The organism is Halanaerobium praevalens DSM 2228 (genome assembly GCF_000165465.1).
Taxonomy (GTDB): domain Bacteria; phylum Bacillota; class Halanaerobiia; order Halanaerobiales; family Halanaerobiaceae; genus Halanaerobium; species Halanaerobium praevalens.
The window spans coordinates 804,088-823,031 of sequence record NC_017455.1 but is presented as its reverse complement, the minus strand read 5'-3'; the positions used below and the strand labels follow the sequence as shown (position 1 = coordinate 823,031).

General features: G+C 29.2%; 17 protein-coding genes and 1 other annotated feature. Of the genes, 1 reads left to right on the top strand and 16 read right to left on the bottom strand.

The window, feature by feature from the left end; genetic code table 11:
• Positions 1-51 precede the first annotated feature (51 nt).
• The 3 genes from HPRAE_RS03760 to lspA are packed head-to-tail and all read right to left on the bottom strand — an operon-like array spanning position 52 to position 2,678.
• Positions 52-1,254: an FprA family A-type flavoprotein gene (locus tag HPRAE_RS03760; protein WP_014552920.1), complete on the bottom strand. Its 1,203-nt coding sequence runs from the start codon at positions 1,252-1,254 to the stop codon at positions 52-54.
• Between the two features lie 56 nt (positions 1,255-1,310).
• Complete coding sequence (locus HPRAE_RS03755) at positions 1,311-2,222, bottom strand: RluA family pseudouridine synthase (RefSeq protein WP_014552919.1); 912 nt, start codon at positions 2,220-2,222, stop codon at positions 1,311-1,313.
• Positions 2,223-2,678: a signal peptidase II gene (gene lspA, locus HPRAE_RS03750; RefSeq protein ID WP_014552918.1), complete on the bottom strand. Its 456-nt coding sequence runs from the start codon at positions 2,676-2,678 to the stop codon at positions 2,223-2,225.
• A gap of 140 nt (positions 2,679-2,818) precedes the next feature.
• Here lspA and HPRAE_RS03745 point away from each other — a divergent pair, with 140 nt between their 5' ends.
• Positions 2,819-4,183, top strand: a complete 1,365-nt coding sequence (locus HPRAE_RS03745) for an MATE family efflux transporter (RefSeq protein ID WP_014552917.1) — start codon at positions 2,819-2,821, stop codon at positions 4,181-4,183.
• A 66-nt stretch (positions 4,184-4,249) separates the two neighbouring features.
• Here HPRAE_RS03745 and ileS read toward each other — a convergent pair whose 3' ends face one another.
• The 13 genes from ileS to murD all read right to left on the bottom strand — a co-directional run bounded on the left by ileS (position 4,250) and on the right by murD (position 18,923).
• On the bottom strand, positions 4,250-7,045 hold the full coding sequence (gene ileS / locus HPRAE_RS03740) for an isoleucine--tRNA ligase (protein ID WP_014552916.1): 2,796 nt from the start codon (positions 7,043-7,045) through the stop codon (positions 4,250-4,252).
• Positions 7,046-7,098: 53 nt separating this feature from the next.
• Positions 7,099-7,313: a binding site (T-box leader), on the bottom strand.
• A 76-nt stretch (positions 7,314-7,389) separates the two neighbouring features.
• Positions 7,390-7,917, bottom strand: a complete 528-nt coding sequence (locus HPRAE_RS03735) for a DivIVA domain-containing protein (protein ID WP_014552915.1) — start codon at positions 7,915-7,917, stop codon at positions 7,390-7,392.
• A 17-nt stretch (positions 7,918-7,934) separates the two neighbouring features.
• Positions 7,935-8,723: a YlmH family RNA-binding protein gene (locus HPRAE_RS03730; protein ID WP_014552914.1), complete on the bottom strand. Its 789-nt coding sequence runs from the start codon at positions 8,721-8,723 to the stop codon at positions 7,935-7,937.
• 12 nt (positions 8,724-8,735) lie between these two features.
• Positions 8,736-9,020, bottom strand: a complete 285-nt coding sequence (locus HPRAE_RS03725; protein WP_014552913.1) for a YggT family protein — start codon at positions 9,018-9,020, stop codon at positions 8,736-8,738.
• 16 nt (positions 9,021-9,036) lie between these two features.
• Positions 9,037-9,741 (bottom strand): YggS family pyridoxal phosphate-dependent enzyme, encoded by a 705-nt coding sequence (locus HPRAE_RS03720; RefSeq protein WP_014552912.1) that lies wholly within the window; start codon positions 9,739-9,741, stop codon positions 9,037-9,039.
• Between the two features lie 3 nt (positions 9,742-9,744).
• The gene (locus HPRAE_RS03715) at positions 9,745-10,647 is read right to left on the bottom strand and encodes a biotin/lipoyl attachment domain-containing protein (RefSeq protein WP_014552911.1); all 903 of its coding nucleotides are present in this window, start codon (positions 10,645-10,647) and stop codon (positions 9,745-9,747) included.
• A 63-nt stretch (positions 10,648-10,710) separates the two neighbouring features.
• Positions 10,711-11,787, bottom strand: a complete 1,077-nt coding sequence (ftsZ, locus tag HPRAE_RS03710; protein ID WP_014552910.1) for a cell division protein FtsZ — start codon at positions 11,785-11,787, stop codon at positions 10,711-10,713.
• Positions 11,788-11,835: 48 nt separating this feature from the next.
• Positions 11,836-13,116 carry a cell division protein FtsA gene (gene ftsA, locus HPRAE_RS03705; protein WP_014552909.1) on the bottom strand — a complete coding sequence of 427 codons (1,281 nt, stop codon included), beginning with the start codon at positions 13,114-13,116 and terminating at the stop codon, positions 11,836-11,838.
• 119 nt (positions 13,117-13,235) lie between these two features.
• Entirely contained in the window at positions 13,236-13,931 is a 696-nt protein-coding gene (locus HPRAE_RS03700) for a cell division protein FtsQ/DivIB (RefSeq protein WP_014552908.1), read from the bottom strand.
• Positions 13,932-13,953: 22 nt separating this feature from the next.
• Positions 13,954-15,330: a UDP-N-acetylmuramate--L-alanine ligase gene (gene murC / locus HPRAE_RS03695; RefSeq protein ID WP_041606911.1), complete on the bottom strand. Its 1,377-nt coding sequence runs from the start codon at positions 15,328-15,330 to the stop codon at positions 13,954-13,956.
• A 22-nt stretch (positions 15,331-15,352) separates the two neighbouring features.
• Positions 15,353-16,462, bottom strand: a complete 1,110-nt coding sequence (gene murG, locus HPRAE_RS03690) for an undecaprenyldiphospho-muramoylpentapeptide beta-N-acetylglucosaminyltransferase (protein ID WP_014552906.1) — start codon at positions 16,460-16,462, stop codon at positions 15,353-15,355.
• Positions 16,463-16,469: 7 nt separating this feature from the next.
• A complete protein-coding gene (gene ftsW / locus HPRAE_RS03685; protein ID WP_014552905.1) occupies positions 16,470-17,564 on the bottom strand; it encodes a putative lipid II flippase FtsW in 1,095 nt (364 codons plus the stop codon).
• Between the two features lie 9 nt (positions 17,565-17,573).
• Positions 17,574-18,923 (bottom strand): UDP-N-acetylmuramoyl-L-alanine--D-glutamate ligase, encoded by a 1,350-nt coding sequence (gene murD / locus HPRAE_RS03680; protein ID WP_014552904.1) that lies wholly within the window; start codon positions 18,921-18,923, stop codon positions 17,574-17,576.
• Positions 18,924-18,944: the final 21 nt, after the last annotated feature.

The window sequence follows — 18,944 nt, the reverse complement described above, 5'->3', positions numbered from 1 at the left end:
TTTAAACATAAACAGGGTAGATTACAATAATTTATTTACTAAGTTAAAAACTTAACATTTTTCTTTTACAGTTTGAGCAACATTTTTGCCTAATAAATAACACTTTTCCAAAATATCTCCCCTAGGTGCAAATTGGGATTCTATACTAGGTTCTACTAAATCACAATGAACTTTTTCTTTAAAGCTTTGCAAACGTGCTAAAGAACCTCCACTCCAACTATAGGAACCAAAAATTCCAAGAACTCTATCTCTCAAATTTCTACTTTCTAAACTTTTTAATAGATATTCCATAGGAGGGAATATCTCATTATTATAAGTACAACTTCCTAAAACAATTCCTTTATATTTCCAAATATCATTAATTATAAAAGAAATATCTTTTCTAGAAACATCAAATAATTTAATATCTTCAATTCCATTTTCAGATAAAGAGCGAGCCACAGCTTCAGCCATTATTTTAGTATTTCCATACATCGAACCATAAACTACAACAACACCCTCTTCCGTCTTTTGTTGACTCCATCTATCATATTCTTCAATAATATGAGCAGGATCTTTTCTCCAAACTAAACCATGAGTAGCTGCAATCATCTCAATTGTTTCAATTTCTTCTACTAAACGACTAATAGTTTTATGAACAACTGGTCCATATTTACCAATAATATTAGAAAAATATCTTCTGATTTCTTCTTCAAAATGGTCAACATTTACTTCATCATCAAATAAATATCCATTAAGAGAACCAAAACCACCAAAAGCATCACCAGAAAATAAAATTTTATCTTTTTGATCAAAAGTCATCATAGTTTCAGGCCAATGAACCATTGGAGTTAAATAAAATTTTAAGCTTCTAGAGCCTAAATCCAACTCATCTCCATCTTTAATAACTTTAGTCCCATCAGTAATTCCATAAAAACCTTCAAGAAAGTTCATAGTTTTTGCATTACCTACAATTTTAACATCAGGATATGCTTCTCTAATTGATTTAATAGAGCCTGAATGATCAGGTTCCATATGGTTAATAATTAAGTAATCAACCTTTTTATCTCCAATAACATCTTTAACTTTTTCTAAATAACTATCAGTATAATTAATCTTAACTGTATCTATTAAAGCTACTTTTTCATCATTAATAATATAAGAATTATAGGCTATACCTTCAGGTAAAGGCCATAATGATTCAAATAAATCTGTTTCTTTATCATTTACTCCAACCCAGTCAACGCTTTCGCTAAGTTTAATTGAATTATACAAAATTATCTCCTCCTAAAATTATTTTCTAGTAAAAACTTACTTTTCCTGCAGTAAAACTATTTTTTTTGACGTAATTTTGTTAAAACTTTTTGAAAATCATCTTTTAATTCAGCTTCAAACTTCATTTTTTGCTGAGAAATAGGATGCTTAATAAATAACTTTTTAGCATGTAAGAGTTGTCTTTTAACATTTAAATTATTTTTAGAACCATATTTTTGATCGCCTACAATCGGATGGCCTAAATAAGAAAAATGAACTCTTATCTGATGAGTTCTACCTGTTTCAATTTTTACTTCTACTAAGGTATAATGATTAAATTCTTCAATAATTTTAAAACGGCTAATTGCATTTTTACTATGTCTTTTTCTAACTGCCATTTTTTTTCTGTGGTTAGGGTCTCTACCTATCGGAGCCTCTATTTTTCCTTTTTTATAGGCTAAATTACCCTCAATTAAAGCAAAATAATATTTATCAACAGTTCTTGCTTTAAATTGTTTAGCTAAACTTTTATGACTTTTATCATTTTTAGCTACAATTAAAAGCCCTGAAGTATCTTTATCTAATCGGTGTACAATTCCTGGTCTCTTAATACCATTAATAGCTGATAAATTGTCTACACAAGCTAAAAGCCCATTAACTATAGTATCATTATAATGACCTGGGGCTGGATGTACAACTCGATCTGCATCTTTATTAATTACTATAATATCTTGATCTTCATAAACTATATCTAATTTCATTGCCACAGCTTTTACTTTACTTTCTTGTTCTTTAAGCTTTAATTCTATAAAATCATTATTAATAATTTTATAACTTTTATCAATTACTCTATTATTTACTTTAATCTCTTTTTCTTTTATTAATTTTTGAATAAAAGAACGAGATAAATCTTTAAAATATTTAGCTAAATATTTATCTATTCTTTGACCTTGATCTTTCTTTTTTACTGTTAAACTATATTCTTTCATTTAAACACCTCTATCTACTGAAAATAATAATTGGTAAATTAAAATTAAAACTCCAAAGAAAATAAATATATCAGCAAAATTAATAACTGGTAAATTATAAAAACCAAATAAATTGAAAGCAATGAAATCTGTTACATAGTGCAAAAATAGACGATCAATTAAATTAGAAATTCCTCCAGCTAATAAAAAAGCAGTACCAAATTCAACTGATTTTTTAGCTGGTAATTCAAACTTATACATATAAATTATAAAAACAAAAAATAAAATAGTCAATAAGATAAATAAGTTTCGCTGACCGCTTAAAATCCCAAAAGCAGCTCCCCTATTTTTCAAAAAAGTTAAAGTTAAAAATTGATCAATTAAAGTATATTTTTCTCCCTCTAAAAAGTTAATTCTAAAGATAAATTTAGTTAATTGGTCAAGACAAATTATTAAACTTAAGATTATTATAGACATGATTCCAACTCCAATTATAATTTTAACATACAAAAATAATTTAAACAATTAAAAATTACTCTTTTATATTACTAAATTATATGCTAAGATAGAAATTGAATATTTTTTTAGATTTAAGTCAAAATAAAGGATGAATAATTATGAAATTAAAATTAACTAAAAATAGTCTCAAAAGAAGTAAATTGATTTTAACTCTTGCTTTTCCTGCAATTATGGAAATGTCACTTAATACCCTAGTTGGAATGGCTGATACAATTATGATTAGCAGGTTTATAGGTAAAGAAGCTTTAGCTGGTGTAGGTTTTGCTAATCAAATAATTTTTACTTTGATTTTTGTTTTTTCAGCTTTTAATGCTGGAGCAACTGCTATGGTTTCTAGAAGTTATGGTGAAGGAAATTCTCAAAGAATGAATAAAATAATGAATCAAAATTTAACTTTAAACTTTATCTTAGGAATTATTATAACTTTATTTACTTTCTTTTTTGCTGATCAAATTTTAAATGTTTACGATATTACTCCAGTTGTTAAAAACTTTGGAGTTAGATATTTAAAATATATTGCCATTGGCCAAGTTTTCATGTTTATTTCTTTTGCCTCTGCAGCTTCCTTAAGGGGAGCAGGTGATACTAAAACTCCAATGTATATTACAGGAATTGCAAATATATTAAATATTATTGGAAATTATGTTTTGATTACTGGCTTTAGTTTTTTTCCAGAACTAGGAATTGCAGGAGCTGCAATTTCAACTGCCTTTGCCCGTTTTATAGCAGCTGCTTTATATCTAATTTTATTTTCTAGTGGAAGAGGAATTTTAAAACTAAAATTAAAATTAATGAAAATAACTCATAAAATTTTTAAACCTTTAATTAATTTAAGTTATGCAGCTGGAATTGAACAATTATTTATGCAGCTTGCATTTTTTGCTAATAGTATTTTTATTTCTAAACTAGATACAACTGCAGCTGCTTCTTTTAGAATTTTATTAAATATAGAATCACTTTCTTTTATGCCAGCAATTGGAATTGCAATTGCTGCAACTACAATTGTTGGTAAACATTTAGGTGAAAACAAGCCAGATGAATCACTCAAAAGTGGTTTAACAGCCGCTATTATAGGATCTATTTTAGGAAGTTCTCTTGCCTTAATTTATTTCTTTTTCCCACTACAAATCCTTCAAATATTTAGCAATGATCTTGAAGTAATTAATTATTCACTACCTATTTTAAAGATAGTTGCTTTAAATCAAGCTTTTTTAGCCTTTGTAGTAATTATGATTGGAGCTTTAAGAGGTGCTGGAGATACAAAAGGTGCCATGTATATTACAATTATTAGGCTCTGGTTTATTTTTATTCCTTTATCTTATTATTTAATCATTATTTCAAATTATGGGGTAGCTGGAGTTTGGATAGCAGAAATAATTTCATTTATGATTGTAGCCTTAATTGTTATTAGAAGATTTATGAAAATGGAGTGGGCTAATATTGAATTTTTTATTGAAGATTAAATAAATTTTTAAAAAAAGGACAACCATAAATTTAATGGTTGTCCTTTTATTTTTATTCTCTATTTTTTATTGTTCTTTTTCAATTACATCTGCACAACGATGACAGATATCTTCGTGCTCTTCAATCTCGCCTACTGTTTGATCATACTTCCAGCAGCGATCACATTTTTCACCTTTAGCCTCACTCACTTTAACTAAAACAGAACTTTCTTCACCCTGATGAGTATTATCTGCAGTCAGATTATCATTAAGTTCAGCCTGAGAAACTATAAACAGATCAGCTAATTGTTCAATTTCTGACTTTAATAACTGTTCTTGACTTTCAGAAGAACCCTTAAGTTCTACCATCGCTTCCAGTGAATTACCAATCTTCTTGTCTGCTCTTGCTAATTCTAAAGCTTTAGATACATCTTTTCTAATTGCCAACAGCTTATCCCACTTAGCAATTAATTCTTGATCATAGTAATTTTTCTTAACTTCTGGCCAATCAGTTAAAAAGACACTTTCTTCAGCTTTCATTTTTTCTGGTAAGAACTGCCATACTTCTTCTGATGTATGAGGAACTATTGGGGCAAGTGTCACCATAAGCGCCATCAGAATATCATATAAGGTACTTTGGGCAGAACGTCTACTTAAAGAGTCAGTTCCATCAGTATACAGACGATCTTTAGTGATATCCATATAGAGTGAACTCATTTCTACAGTACAGAAATTATGAACATCGTGATAAACACGGTGATATTCGTAACTTTCATAGGCAGAAGTTATCTTTTTAATTAAATCCTGCAGGCGAATCATAATCCAGCGATCTAATTCTCGGCGATCTTCATATTCTACATAATTTTGATCACTATCAAAATCACTAATATTGCCTAAAATAAAACGATAGGTATTTCTTATTCTTCTATAAGCTTCAGAACTTTGTTTTAAAATATTATCTGAAACTCTAATATCATTTTTGAAGTCAGAAGATGCAACCCAAAGTCTTAAAATATCAGCCCCATACTGATCAATTACTTTATGTGGAGATACAACATTCCCTTTAGATTTAGACATCTTATTTCCTTTTTTATCAACTGTAAATCCATTTGTAATAACTTCTCTATAAGGAGCTACTCCTTCAGTTGCGACAGCTGTTAATAAAGATGAATTAAACCAACCACGGTATTGATCTGTACCTTCTAGATAAACCTGAGCTGGCCAGCTCAAATTATCTCTGGCTTCTAAAACAGCTTTATGACTGGAACCTGAATCAAACCAAACATCCATAATATCTTCTTCTTTAGTAAAACTATCAGAATTACAATGAGGACAAGTATAACCTTCTGGCAATAATTCTTTTTCCGAAAGTTCATACCAAGCTACAGATCCTTTTTCAGCAAAAATTGCTTTAATAGAATCTAAAGTATCATCATTAATAATAGCTTCTCCACAATCATCACAGAAGAAAATTGGAATTGGAACTCCCCATTTTTTCTGACGAGATATACACCAATCTGAACGATCTGCAATCATGTCAGTCATTCTGCCTTCACCCCATGCAGGATACCAGTCTACATCAGCAATTGCTGCTAGAGTTTCTTCTTTAATTGCATCAATTGAAGCAAACCATTGATCAGTTGCTCTAAAAATTAAATTTCCTTTACAGCGCCAGCAGTGTGGATATTGGTGATCAATAAAATTAAGATTCATTAATAAATCTTTTTCTTTTAATTTATCTGTAACCATAATATTTGCTTCATCATAATATTTTCCAGCAAAATCACCAGCTTCTTCTGTAAAATAACCCTTATTATCCATAGGTGCATAAATCTCAAGTCCATATTCTTGACCAACTATATAATCATCATGTCCATGACCTGGAGCTGTGTGCACACAACCTGAACCCTGATCTAAGGTTACATGCTCTCCTAAAATCAGAAGTGATTCACGATCTATAATTGGATGTTTAGCTTTTTTATTTTCCAGTTTTTTAGCACTAAATTCTTCACTTATTATTTCATAATCTTCAATTTCAGAATTAGCCATTACTGTTTCCACTAAATCTTTGGCCATTACAAGTTTATCACCCTCAGCTTCTACTACTACATAAGGAAATTCTGGGTGAAAAGTAATTGCCATATTAGATGGAATAGTCCAGGGTGTAGTTGTCCAAATCACAATATAACTATCTTCACTACTTAACTCAACTCCACCAACTTCAAATTCATCGATTAAGGGGAATTTTACATAAATAGATGGCGCTCTATCTTCACCATGTTCAACTTCTGCCTCAGCTAAAGCTGTTTCACAATGAGGACACCAGTGTACAGGTTTTTTACCTCGATAAAATAAATCTTTTTTAGCCATTTCACCAAATACTTCAATCTGTTTTACTTCATATTCCTTATTTAAGGTTAAATATGGATTATCCCATTCACCCCAAACTCCAAGCCTTTTAAATTGTTCTTTTTGACGATCTACATATTTCAAAGCATAATTTGTACATTTTTCTCTTAGCTCAGCGATCGAAATATCTGCTCTTTCTTGATCACTCATTTCACTTGTTACCTGATATTCAATTGGTAAACCATGAGTATCCCAACCAGGAATATAAGGAGAATAATATCCATTTAAGGTAGCAAATCTAGTCACAAAATCTTTTAAAATTTTATTTAAAGCATGTCCAATATGAATATCTCCATTTGCATATGGAGGACCATCATGTAAAATAAAAGGTTTATTTCCTTCTCTATTTTCTACTGCTTTTTCATATATTTCTTTTTCTTGCCATAATTTTTGAAAATCAACTTCTCTTTCACTTAAATTTGCTCGCATTGGAAAATCTGTATTCGGCAAATTAATTGTCTCTTTATAACTCATTCTTCTAATTACCTCCTGTAAAATATATTTGAAATAAAAAAGGCCCCTGTCCTGTAAGGGACGAGAGACCGCGGTACCACCCTAATTAAAACTACTTTAATAAAAAGCAATTTTATCTTAGCAATCTTTAACGCAGAAATACGGGAATGCTAAACTATTCGCAAACCAACTCCAGGTTGATCTTCCTAATTTCTTAGTTACTGGCTCTCACCATTCCAGCTCGCTTTTAACTAATAAAAATCAGTACTAGTCCTATCTCAGTCATTTTATAATATAATATTTTTTTCAATTATAAACTATTAATAAAAATAAGTCAAGTCTTTAAAATATTATTCTAAATTAGATTAATTTACTTTTTGACTAGAATTATCTTTTGTTTTATTTTTATTTAATAAACTAGAATCAGACAATTCAGCTGCATAGGAATTCTCATCTTCATCATCTAACATTCCCAAATGACTTTCTAGTAGTGTTTTAAATCTAATTTTAAAGAATTTCTTTTGTTCACGCAGCTGCTCAACTTTTCTTTTCTCATCGACAACTTCTGCTTGAGCTTCTTCTTTAATATTCTCAGCTTTCATCCTCGCCTCTTTAACTATCATTCTGGCTTCTTGATCTGCTTGTTCAATTCTTTTAGTAATTGTTTCCTGCATTGAATCTAAAGTGTTCTGTAATTTAGCTTCTAAATCTTGTTGTCTTTCCATTTTTTCTTTTAATGTTTCATTTTCTGATTGTAATTTATTTAAATCTTTCAATAACCTTTCATAAGCAACTCCCACATCATCTAAAAAATTATCAACTTGATCTTTGTTATAACCAAAAGTTGCATTTTTAAATTCTTTATTATAAATATCAAGTGGGTTTAATTTCACTCTATCACTCCCTTAAACTAAGTTAACCTCTTTAAAGTTAACTTAACTCTGCCTTTATTCGAAAGACCACGATTTGTTTCTACTTTAACTCGACCTCTTCCTCTGACAGAAATCAGATCTCCAATTTCTACTTCTGCTGCTGGATCTGTTTCCACTTTCCAATTTAGCTTAACTTTTTCACTTTCTATATCTCTTGCCATTTTTGTCCGAGAATCACCAAAACCAGAGCTAGCAACTGCATCTAATCTCATTGAGGCTACTGTTGTTAATATTTCTTTTTCATATCTAGTTGGACTAACTAACTGAGATTCATCAATTTCTTTAATCTTAATGGGAACTTGGTGTACTTTTTCTAATTTCAATTCAATAATATCTTCTATTTCAGCTGCTACAATTATTTGGGCAAAATCAGTGTGAACTAAAAGATCGCCAATTAACTTTCTTTTTAATCCAAGTCCCATTAAAGCACCTAAAAAATCTCTATGACTTAATTTTTGAAAAGCAAAATTACCAGCAAGCTGATAAATTTTTATTTGTTTTTCTACCAAATCTGGAAATAAATATTCAGGAAAAACAACCAGTCTTTTACGTTCAGCCGCTTGATAACCACCCTCTTTTTTAAAATTAATATCTGCTAATTGTTCCACTAAGGGAATAGCAATTTTCATTTGATAAGGATTTAAAAAATCACTTGCTTGAGTTTTATGATATTTTAAAACCTGAGCACACTTATCTAAAATATGTGAAGCTAAAATTCTATCTTCTTCCCTATTTAAATGATTTAATAATTTAGTTTGATCAAACATAATTTACCACCTTTAAAATATAAGACTAATCAAAACTCCTCTAACAAAATTATGAATTATTTGTAAAGCAAAAATTGCTATCAAAGGTGAAATATCAATCCCTAAAATACCACCTCTGGGTAATAAATCTCTAATTGGACCTAAAATAGGTTCTGTTACATCATAAATGAATTTTATTATTTTAGTTATTCTTCTATCTCCAGGATTTGGTCTAAACCAAGAAAGAAGAACTCTTGCTATAATTAATAAATTTATAATTTCAAAAATAGCATCAGCCAATTTTATTAATATGAACATATAATTCCTCCATTAGCTAATATTCTCTTTCACCAAAAATTGCTCTACCTACTCTGACAATTGTTGCCCCTTCTTCAATTGCAATTTGATAGTCATTTGTCATTCCCATTGAAAGCTCATTTAAAGGCATCAAATTTTCACAAACATCATCATAAATCTTTTTCATTTGCTTAAAATAAGAACGTAATTTTTGAGAATCATCTAAATATGGTAAAATAGTCATTAGTCCTTCTATTTTTAAGTTTTCAAATTCTTTAATTTGTTTAAGAAAATCTTTTACTTCTTCTGGCATAATTCCAAATTTATTTTCATCTTTGGCCATATTAACTTCAACAAGCACGGGAATAATTCTCTCATTTTTTTTAGCCCTTTTATTAACTTCTTTAGCTAAACGTAAACTATCTATAGATTGAATCATTTGGCAATTTTCCATTCTCATTAAATATTTAACTTTATTTCTTTGTAAATGACCAATAAAATGCCAGTCAATATCAATACCTTTTTCTATTAACTTTTCATTTTTTTCTTCTAGTTCTTGGACACGATTTTCACCAAAGTAAGAAACTCCAGCCTCATTTAAAATTTCAACAGCTTCTGCATAATGATTTTTACTAACTGCTAATAGCTTAATTTCTTGCGGATCTCTATTTGCTAAAGCTGCTGCCTTTTTTATCTTTGCTTGTACTTTTTTAAAATTAGAAATCAAATCTTCTTTTTCCATAAATTAGACCTCCCTACCATAATTAAAATCTTCTGGATTTGTAATTATTTCTTCTCCAACTTCTAAACCATCCACAATAACTGAATGATCATTACCATTTAAAATTTTAATTTTTTTAAACTCATATTTATTATAACCAGTAACTTTAAGTACCCCTCGACCAGAAGGTTGATTAAAAACTGCTTTTTTAGGTATTTTTATACCTCGATAAATATTTTTAATAATATTTAATTTTATTTTTCTTCTATTAATCCATTCAGGCACAAATTGTTCAATTTCAATCTGAAAAAAACTATGTTCTAAACTTTGCCGAATATCCACTATTCTTGCTTCAAAAAGTTCTTCTGAATTTTTTTGTTCTAAAAAAATCAGCTCATTAATTCTAAATCTTTCTAACTGAGTTTTTGGAACTTTTACTATAATAAAAAGCTTAAAATTATTAACTATTCTATATAATGGATCACCCTCAGCAATTTTGTCACCAGAAAGCAAATGTTTATAATGACCATTTAATTTTTCAAATTGCTGTAAATTTAATTTATTTAAATTATCTAAATTAACTTTAGTTTCTAAACCATCAACTGCAAAACTAACTAAACCTGCTTTTTGATTAAATATTTTTTGATTATTATTAGCAGATTTAATTTCAGCCAACTTTTTTCCTGTTGCTAACCTATCTCCCTCTCCTACCATCAGTTTTACTCTACCAGAAATTGGAGAGGTTATCACTTTTTCATCTCTAACTATTAAAGCTTCAGCCCAAAAGCCATCTACTACTTCTGCTTGAGCTGCTAAAATAGTTTCAAATCTAGCTGCCCCAAAAATTTGAATTGCTATAATCAAAGTAATTATTACAATAAAGATTAATACAAATGGCTTAAAATTTATAGTTTTTTTTTCAGTCATTCTTATCACCCACAAAATAGCTTTACAATTTAAATCCCGATGTTAAAGCATCAGGATTTAAGCCTATTTTTCTTTTTTATTTCTCAAAAAAGCTGGTATATCAAGGTCATCTCCAGAAAAACTCTCCATTTCAAAATCTTCTTCTGGAATCTCGTCTTCTTCTCTTTCTAGATCTTGTTGGGGAGAATTTGAATCAAAACCAGTAGCAATCACTGTAACTTTAACTTCACTTTCCAATTCTTCATTAATTACAGCTCCTAAAATAATATTAGCATCTGGGTCAGCAACTTCTTGAATTACTCTAGCAGCTTCATTAGCTTCATGAATTCCTAAATCCATACCACCTGTGATATTTAATAAAACACCTCTAGCTCCATCAATAGATGCTTCTAATAAAGGTGAAGCTATAGCTAATTTAGCAGCTTCAGTAGCTCTATCTTCTCCATCAGCTTTTCCGATACCCATTAAAGCTGAACCAGCATCTGTCATAATAGTTTTTACATCAGCAAAATCAAGATTAATAATACCAGTAATAGTTATTAAATCTGAAATTCCCTGTACTCCTTGTCTTAAAACATTATCAGCAATTTTAAAAGCATCCATCAGACTGGTTTGTCTTTCTGCTACTTCTAATAAACGATCATTAGGGATAACTATTAAAGTATCTACTTTTGCCTTTAATTCATCAATACCAGAAATAGCATTTTTCATTCTCTTTTTTCCTTCAACTGTTAAAGGTTTTGTAACAACACCAACAGTTAGAGCACCCATTTCTTTAGCAGCTTCTGCTACTACAGGTGCTGCTCCGGTACCAGTTCCACCACCCATACCAGCTGTTATAAATACCATATCAGCTCCATCAATAGCTTGAGCAATTTCTTCTTTGTTCTCTTCTGCTGCTTCATAACCAATATTAGGATCTGAACCAGCTCCCAAACCCCTAGTAATCTTTTCTCCAATTCTAATTGTAACACCAGCATTAGAGGCCATTAAAGCTTGAGCATCAGTATTAACTGCTATAAATTCTACTCCATCTAAACCTTCTTCAATCATTCTATTAACGGCATTATTACCGCCTCCACCTACACCTACAACTTTTATATTTGCAAATTGCTCAATTTCTGTTCCAATATCAAACACTAATTTTCCCTCCCAGTTAAAGCTAGTATCTAAAACCAAAAAATTATTTTAGAAAAATTCGCTAAACCAACTTTTTAATTTTTTAAAAAATCCACTAACAATTTCTTTACTATTATTTTTATCATTTAAATTACTTTTTTTAGCATCTCCATTTTCCACTGCAAATTCAATTAAGCCAACACCAGTTGAAAAAATTGCTCGTGGTATAGTATCACCTTTTTTAATATAAACAGGATTATCAATTACATTTGATAAACCGCTAACATAATCAGGTTCTCCAATTCTAACTGGCATTTCAGTAATTTCAGAAGCTAATTTTTCTGTACCTTCTAATAAAGATGCCCCTCCAGTTAAAACCAACCCTGCTGGAGTTAAATCTGTTGAACCAGCACTCTCAAGCTCTTTTTTTACTAACTTAAAAACTTCACTCATTCTTGGTTCAATCACCTGACATAAAAGTTTACGTGATAACTTTTTTCTTTCTTTACCACTAGCTGCCATTACATCAATTTTTTCTGTTTCATCAATTTCTTGTGGTAAAACAGAACCATGCATAATTTTTATTTTTTCTGCTTCAGAAACTGGGGTTCTCATTCCGACAGCGATATCATTGCTAACATGATTACCACCAACAGGTAAAACAGAAGTATGAGCAATACTACCTTCGTGGAATACAATTACATCTGTTGTACCACCACCAATATCAACTAAGACAGCACCTAAATCTTTTTCATCATCAGATAATACTGCTTGACTAGAAGCTAGAGGTTCTAAAACTACCTCATCAACACTTAAACCTGCCCTTAAAACACTTTTTACCAGATTTTGAATTGAGGTCGAAGCACCTTTAATAATATGAGTTTCCACCTCAAGCCGAACTCCAGACATACCTAAAGGGTCCTGAATACCAGGGCTACCATCAACAATAAATTCCCTTGGTAGAACATGTAAAATATCCTCCTCAGCTGAAATAGGAATTATTCTTGCTGCTTCAATAACTCTTTTTATATCACTTTCTTTTATTTCTTTTTCTTCTCCAGTAACTGCAACTACTCCATGACTGTTGATAGACTTAATATGAGAACCAGCAATACCTACATAAACAGAATCAACCTTTTGACCAGCCATCCTTTCTGCTTTCTGAATAGCGCTTTTAATAGCATGACTAGTTTTATCTATATCAACTACAATTCCTTTACGCAGTCCATTTGAAGGAGCTAAACCAATTCCTATAATTTCTATATTATTATCTTCATTTATCTCTGCAATTAATGCACATATCTTGGTAGTACCAATATCAAGCCCAGTAATTATTTTTCTTTTTTGCACAACAGTCTACCTCCTTTCTTGTCCAAACATATATTCTTCTTTATAATTTTTAAAAATTAGTCTCAATTTTAATATTTCCAGATAGATTCTATTATTCCTTTATTATCAGTAAATAAAGCTTATTTTAATTTTATCACAGGATGTTTAATAACCTGTAAATTAATATAATCAATTTTATTTTCCTCTTGTTTGTTTAAAATAGAATTTAAAATAGCAAATTTTTCTTCTAATTTAGTCCCCTGACCTAAATTAACTCCACTGCCATTACTCAAGTATAACTTAAAAACATTATCTTGATAAGTAATTTTTTTCATTTTAGCTAAAAATTCAATTTCAAATTTATTTAATACATCTAAAATAGCTTGACTTGCCAAAGGTAATTTTATTTTATCATCTTCAAAGTAATAAGCAAAGCCTTCAAGCTTTGGTAAATCTACATTAAAGTTATTCTTTTTTTGTTCAATAATAATTCCATCAGCTGAAAAAATAAATTTTTGTCCATTATTGTTTATCCAAGCTACTCCCTTGCGAGTTTCAATTATAATATGAACTTTTGAAGGGAAATTTTTTTCAATTTTAACTTCTGAAATTAAATTATGTTCTAATAATTTAACTTTTAATTCTTCTTCATCTAAAAATAATAAATTATTTCCATAAAATTGATTGATACTTTTTCTTAAATTATTTTTGTTAAAATTATCCCGAGAGTGAAAAATGAAATTCCTGATATGAAAAAAAGGAGAAAATAAAAAAGATAAAAAAGTTAAGAATATGAATAATATAATCATAAAAATAAACTGATATTTTTTTTCCATTATTTACTCCCTATAAATTTAATTAATTTAATCCCGCTAAAAAACTTTCTGCAAGCTCAGTAATATTTCCAGCGCCAACTGTCAATATTATATCACCTGGTTTAACCTCTTTTAACAATTTATTTTTAATTTCATTAAAATCAGAATAATAATGACAATCAACTTGAGAGTTTTTAGAAATTTCAGCTGCAAAATCATTTAAAGAAATCTTATATTTATTTTGTTCAGAAGCAGAAAAGATATCTGTTAAATATACCTGATTCGCATTGAGGAAAGAATAACTAAAATCATTTAAAAACCTTTTAGTTCTGCTATACCTATGAGGTTGAAAAACAACTCTTATATTACTATAATTCATATTTTTTACAGTTTTCAATAATTCTTTAACTTCAGTTGGATGGTGAGCATAATCATCAACTAAATCAACTTTTCCCTCTAATAGTTTACCTTTAAAATCAAATCTACGACCAACTCCACTAAATTTTTTCAAGGCTGATTTTAGTGCTGTTAAATCAATATTCAATTTAAGAGATACAGCTGCAGCTGCTAGAGCATTATAAAGATTATACTCCCCAGGAACAGATAATTCAATTTTTATAACAAATTGATCTAAATAATAAAGTTCAAAAGAGCTTTCAAAATTATTATACTGTATATTTTTAGCACTAAAATTAGCTTGATTTAAGGAAAAACTAGAACTTTTTTTTCTACTTGCAAAAAGATTATTCAAATTTTGGTCGTCTTTATTATATAATAGAAAAGCTTCTTTGTCATTTTTATTAGCAAATCTTTCAAAAATATTCATAAATTCGGCTAAATTTTTGTAAAAGTCAGGATGATCAAGCTCTAAATTATTTAATAACAGTATATCTGGCTCAAAATATAAAAACGAACCATCACTTTCATCAGCCTCTGTAATAAAATACTCACCTTCACCATCAGCGATATTTCCTTTTAATTCTTTTAAATATCCACCTACCATCACCGCTGGATCTTTTTTAGCTTCTTTAAATATTGCAGCTAACATAGCAGTAACTGTAGTTTTACCATGTGTACCAGCTACAGCAATCGTTTTTTTATCTTTCATTAAATAAGCAAGCATTTCGGCCCTTTTGACAATTTTTATGCCCTTTTTACGAGCAGCCTTTAATTCAGGATTATTAGTTGGAATAGCACTTGTTTTGACTATTAAATCTGCTCCTAAAATATTATCAGCTTGATGACCTAAATAAAGTTTTATTTTATGTTTTTTTAACAAATTAAAATATTTGCTTTCCTGTAAATCAGAGCCACTTACGTTATAACCTCTTTCAGCTAATATTTCTGCTATTCCACTCATTGAAACTCCACCAATTCCAATTAAGTGAATATGAGAATTTTTATTTAACAAGATAATCACCCTAAATCTAGTTTATTTTAATCTAATCATTATATATATTTAATTTTTTTATTACTTGCATAATATTATTTAAAGAATTTTTTTGTGACATTGAAGCAGCTGCTTGAGCCATTTTTTCTTTTTTAGTTTTATTCTCTAAAATAAGTTTAACTTTTTTTAATAATAAATCAGGACTTAACTCTGATTCTTCAATTACTAAAGCTGCCTTTTTAGTTGCTAATGTTTTAGCATTAAATAACTGATGGTTTTCTGCTGCTGCTGCAAAAGGAATTAAAATTGAAGCTTTAGCACAACTTGTTATTTCAGCTAAACCAGTTGCTCCCGCCCTAGCAATAATTAAATCGGATACTGCTAAAGCATATTCCATTTTATCTAAATAGGCAATTAATTTAAATAAAGGATTTGCTGGCTCTAAGTTATTTTTTTTCAATTCTTCTGCCATTCTATCATAATTATTTTTACCAGTTAAATGTAAAATCTGAAAATTATTTTTTAAAGCATAATTATAAAGCTCTATCACATTTTGATTAATAATTTCAGCTCCTAGACTACCTCCAGTAATTAAAATGGTATCTAATTGAGGATCTAAATCTAATTCTTGATATGCTTTTTGAAGCTGAACTTCCATAATTTTTGGTCTAACAGGATTACCTGTGATTTCTATTTTATCATTATTTACCTTTAAATGCTCTTTAGCTTCAGCAAAATTTAAACAAACTTTATCAACTAATTTAGCTAATAATTTATTTGTAATACCTGGATAAGCATTTTGTTCATGAATTAAAGTTTTTTTCCCCAATAAAGCCCCCGCTAAAACAACTGGGCCAGCTACAAATCCTCCAGTTCCAATTATAAGATCTGCTTTAAAATTAAAAATTAAATGTAAAGCTTTAAAAAAGGAAATTAAATTGTAAAATAAAGAACTAAATATTTTAAAAGAAAATTTTCTAGGCAAAGGCCTTAAAGGTAATTCTTTAAATTCAAATCCTGATTTTGGCACAATATCAGCTTCCATTCGCTGTTTAGAACCTAAATATATAATTTCCCAACCTTGTTCTTTTAAGGCTTCGGCAATGGCAAGAGCTGGATAAATATGCCCACCTGTTCCTCCACCAGTAATTACTGCTTTCATATTGATATCATCCTTTGACATAAGCTGAAATATTTAATAATAAAGCTAATGAAACTACATTAATAACTAAAGAAGAACCTCCATAACTAATAAGTGGTAAAGTAATACCTGTAACTGGTAAAAGAGAAGTTACTACTGCCATATTAATTAAAGCTTGAATAATTATCATTGAGGTAATACCAATTGCTAACATTGAGGCAAAAGTATCTTCCACCCTAACTGCAATCCTTAAGCCTCTCCAAGCTAATAAAAAATATAAAGTTATGATAAATAAAGTCCCTAAAAGTCCAAACTCTTCTCCTAAAACAGCAAAAATAAAATCAGTACCTGGTTCAGGTAAATATAAAAATTTTTGATGACTATTGCCAGCACCAACTCCAAATAAACCACCCGAACCTAGAGCTAAAAGAGATTGGATAATATGATAACCAGTATCCAAAGGATCTTGCCAAGGATTAATAAAAATCATTAATCTTTCTCTCCGATATGGTTCAGTCAAAATTGAAATTAAGGCTAAACAAAAAGTAGTACCAGATAATAAAATCAAAAGAGAAATCTTTATTCCACCAATAAAAATCATAGTTACTGCAACTGCTATTAAAGTTAAAGCTGTTCCCAAATCGGGTTCTAATAAAATAAGACCTGCAAATAAGGCTACTACAGTTAGAGGTGGTAATAAACCATTTTTAAAATCTTTAATCTGATCATTATTTCGTTCTAGATAAGCAGCTAAATAAATAACTATAGTAAATTTTGCTAATTCTGATGGTTGAAAACTAACTGGTCCCAAAGGAAGCCATCTGCGTGAACCACCAGCCATTCTTCCAATTTGAGGAATTAAAACTAAAATTAAAGTCCCAAGTGATATTAAAAGTAGATATGGAGCTAATTCTTTTAGCTTTTGATATTTTATTTTATAAGCAAAAATACTTAACCCTAAAGCAATTGCTAAATATTTTAGCTGATTAATAAAGAAATAATAACTATTAGAAAAAAGTTGTTCTGCTTTAACAGAACTGGCTGACAAAATCATAATCAATCCACTTAAAATTAATGCTAAAATTGTAAATAATAAAATAAAATCAGGTTTTCTTTTAGTCATAATTTCTCCTTAATCAATATTTTTTAAAACATTCTCTTTAAAAATATTTCCTCTTTCTTTATAACTAGCATATAAATCCCAACTTGGGGAAGCAGGTGATAATAAAAGTACTGAATTAGAGTCTAAATGTTTTAAAGCTTCAGTAACTGCTGTTTTCATTGTCTCAACTTCAATTATTTTGAGTTTAGAATCTAAAAATATATTAGCTAATTGCTTTTTGTTTTCACCTAATAAGATAAGAGTTTTGACCTTTTTTTCTATTTCAGACTTCAAAACAGAAAAATCAGCTTTACGATCTTGACCTCCAGCAATTAAAATAATATCTTTTTCTAAACTATTAATTGCTTTTAAAGTTGAATCGGGATTTGTGGCTTTAGAATCATTAATAATTAATTTATTATTTTTATTAGCTATTACTTCCATCCGATGAGCTTTTAATTTATAATTTTGAGCTGCTAACTGAATTTTTTCTGGCTTTTGACCAGCAAGATAAGCTGCTAAAGCTGCAAAGGCTGCATTTTTTTGATTATGCTTGCCCAATAAATTGATTTTTGACAAATCAAGTAGTTTTAACTTTTCTTTTTGATAATAAGCTATATTATCTTGAATAATTAGATCAGCTTTTTCATTTTTAGCACTAATAGTTAAAACTTTAGCTTCTAATTTATTTTTCAGTTCAGATAAATAAGGGTCATCAAGATCAATAATCGCAAAATCACTTGGTTGTTGATTTTTAAAAATATTTGCTTTAGCAGCTTGATAATTTTTTTCAGTTTGATGACGATCTAAATGATCTGGACTATAATTTAAATAAAGAGCAATTTTAGCTTTAAAATCTTTAACTGCTTCTAATTGAAAAGAACTTAATTCTAAAATTACTCTTTCTTTTTCCTTTAATTGATCAATTAGAGAGATAAATGGTATACCAATATTTCCAGCTGCTTTAATATTTTCAGCTTCTAAATCTGCAAGCATAGCCGCCAACATTTCTGTGGTAGTTGTTTTTCCATTTGTTCCAGTAATTGCTATAATCTCAGCTTGGGATTGTCTAAAAGCAAATTCTATTTCACTAATAGTTTCTATTCCCTTTTTCCTTGCTTGAACCAAAATATCTAAATCATAAGGAACACCAGGACTCAAAATAATTAATTCGCTTTCTAAAATTTTAGTTCCCTTAGTCCCTAAATCATACTCAAGCTTAGAATTATCTAATTTTTTAATTAAAGGTAATAGCTCCTCTTCATCTTTTTGATCAGCAACAATAATTTTTAGATCAAATTTAGATAAATACTTAATTACTTCTAAACCAGTTCGAGGACTAAAACCCATTACTCCAATTCTCTGATAATCTAATCTCACTAAAATCTAACTCCTTTAAAA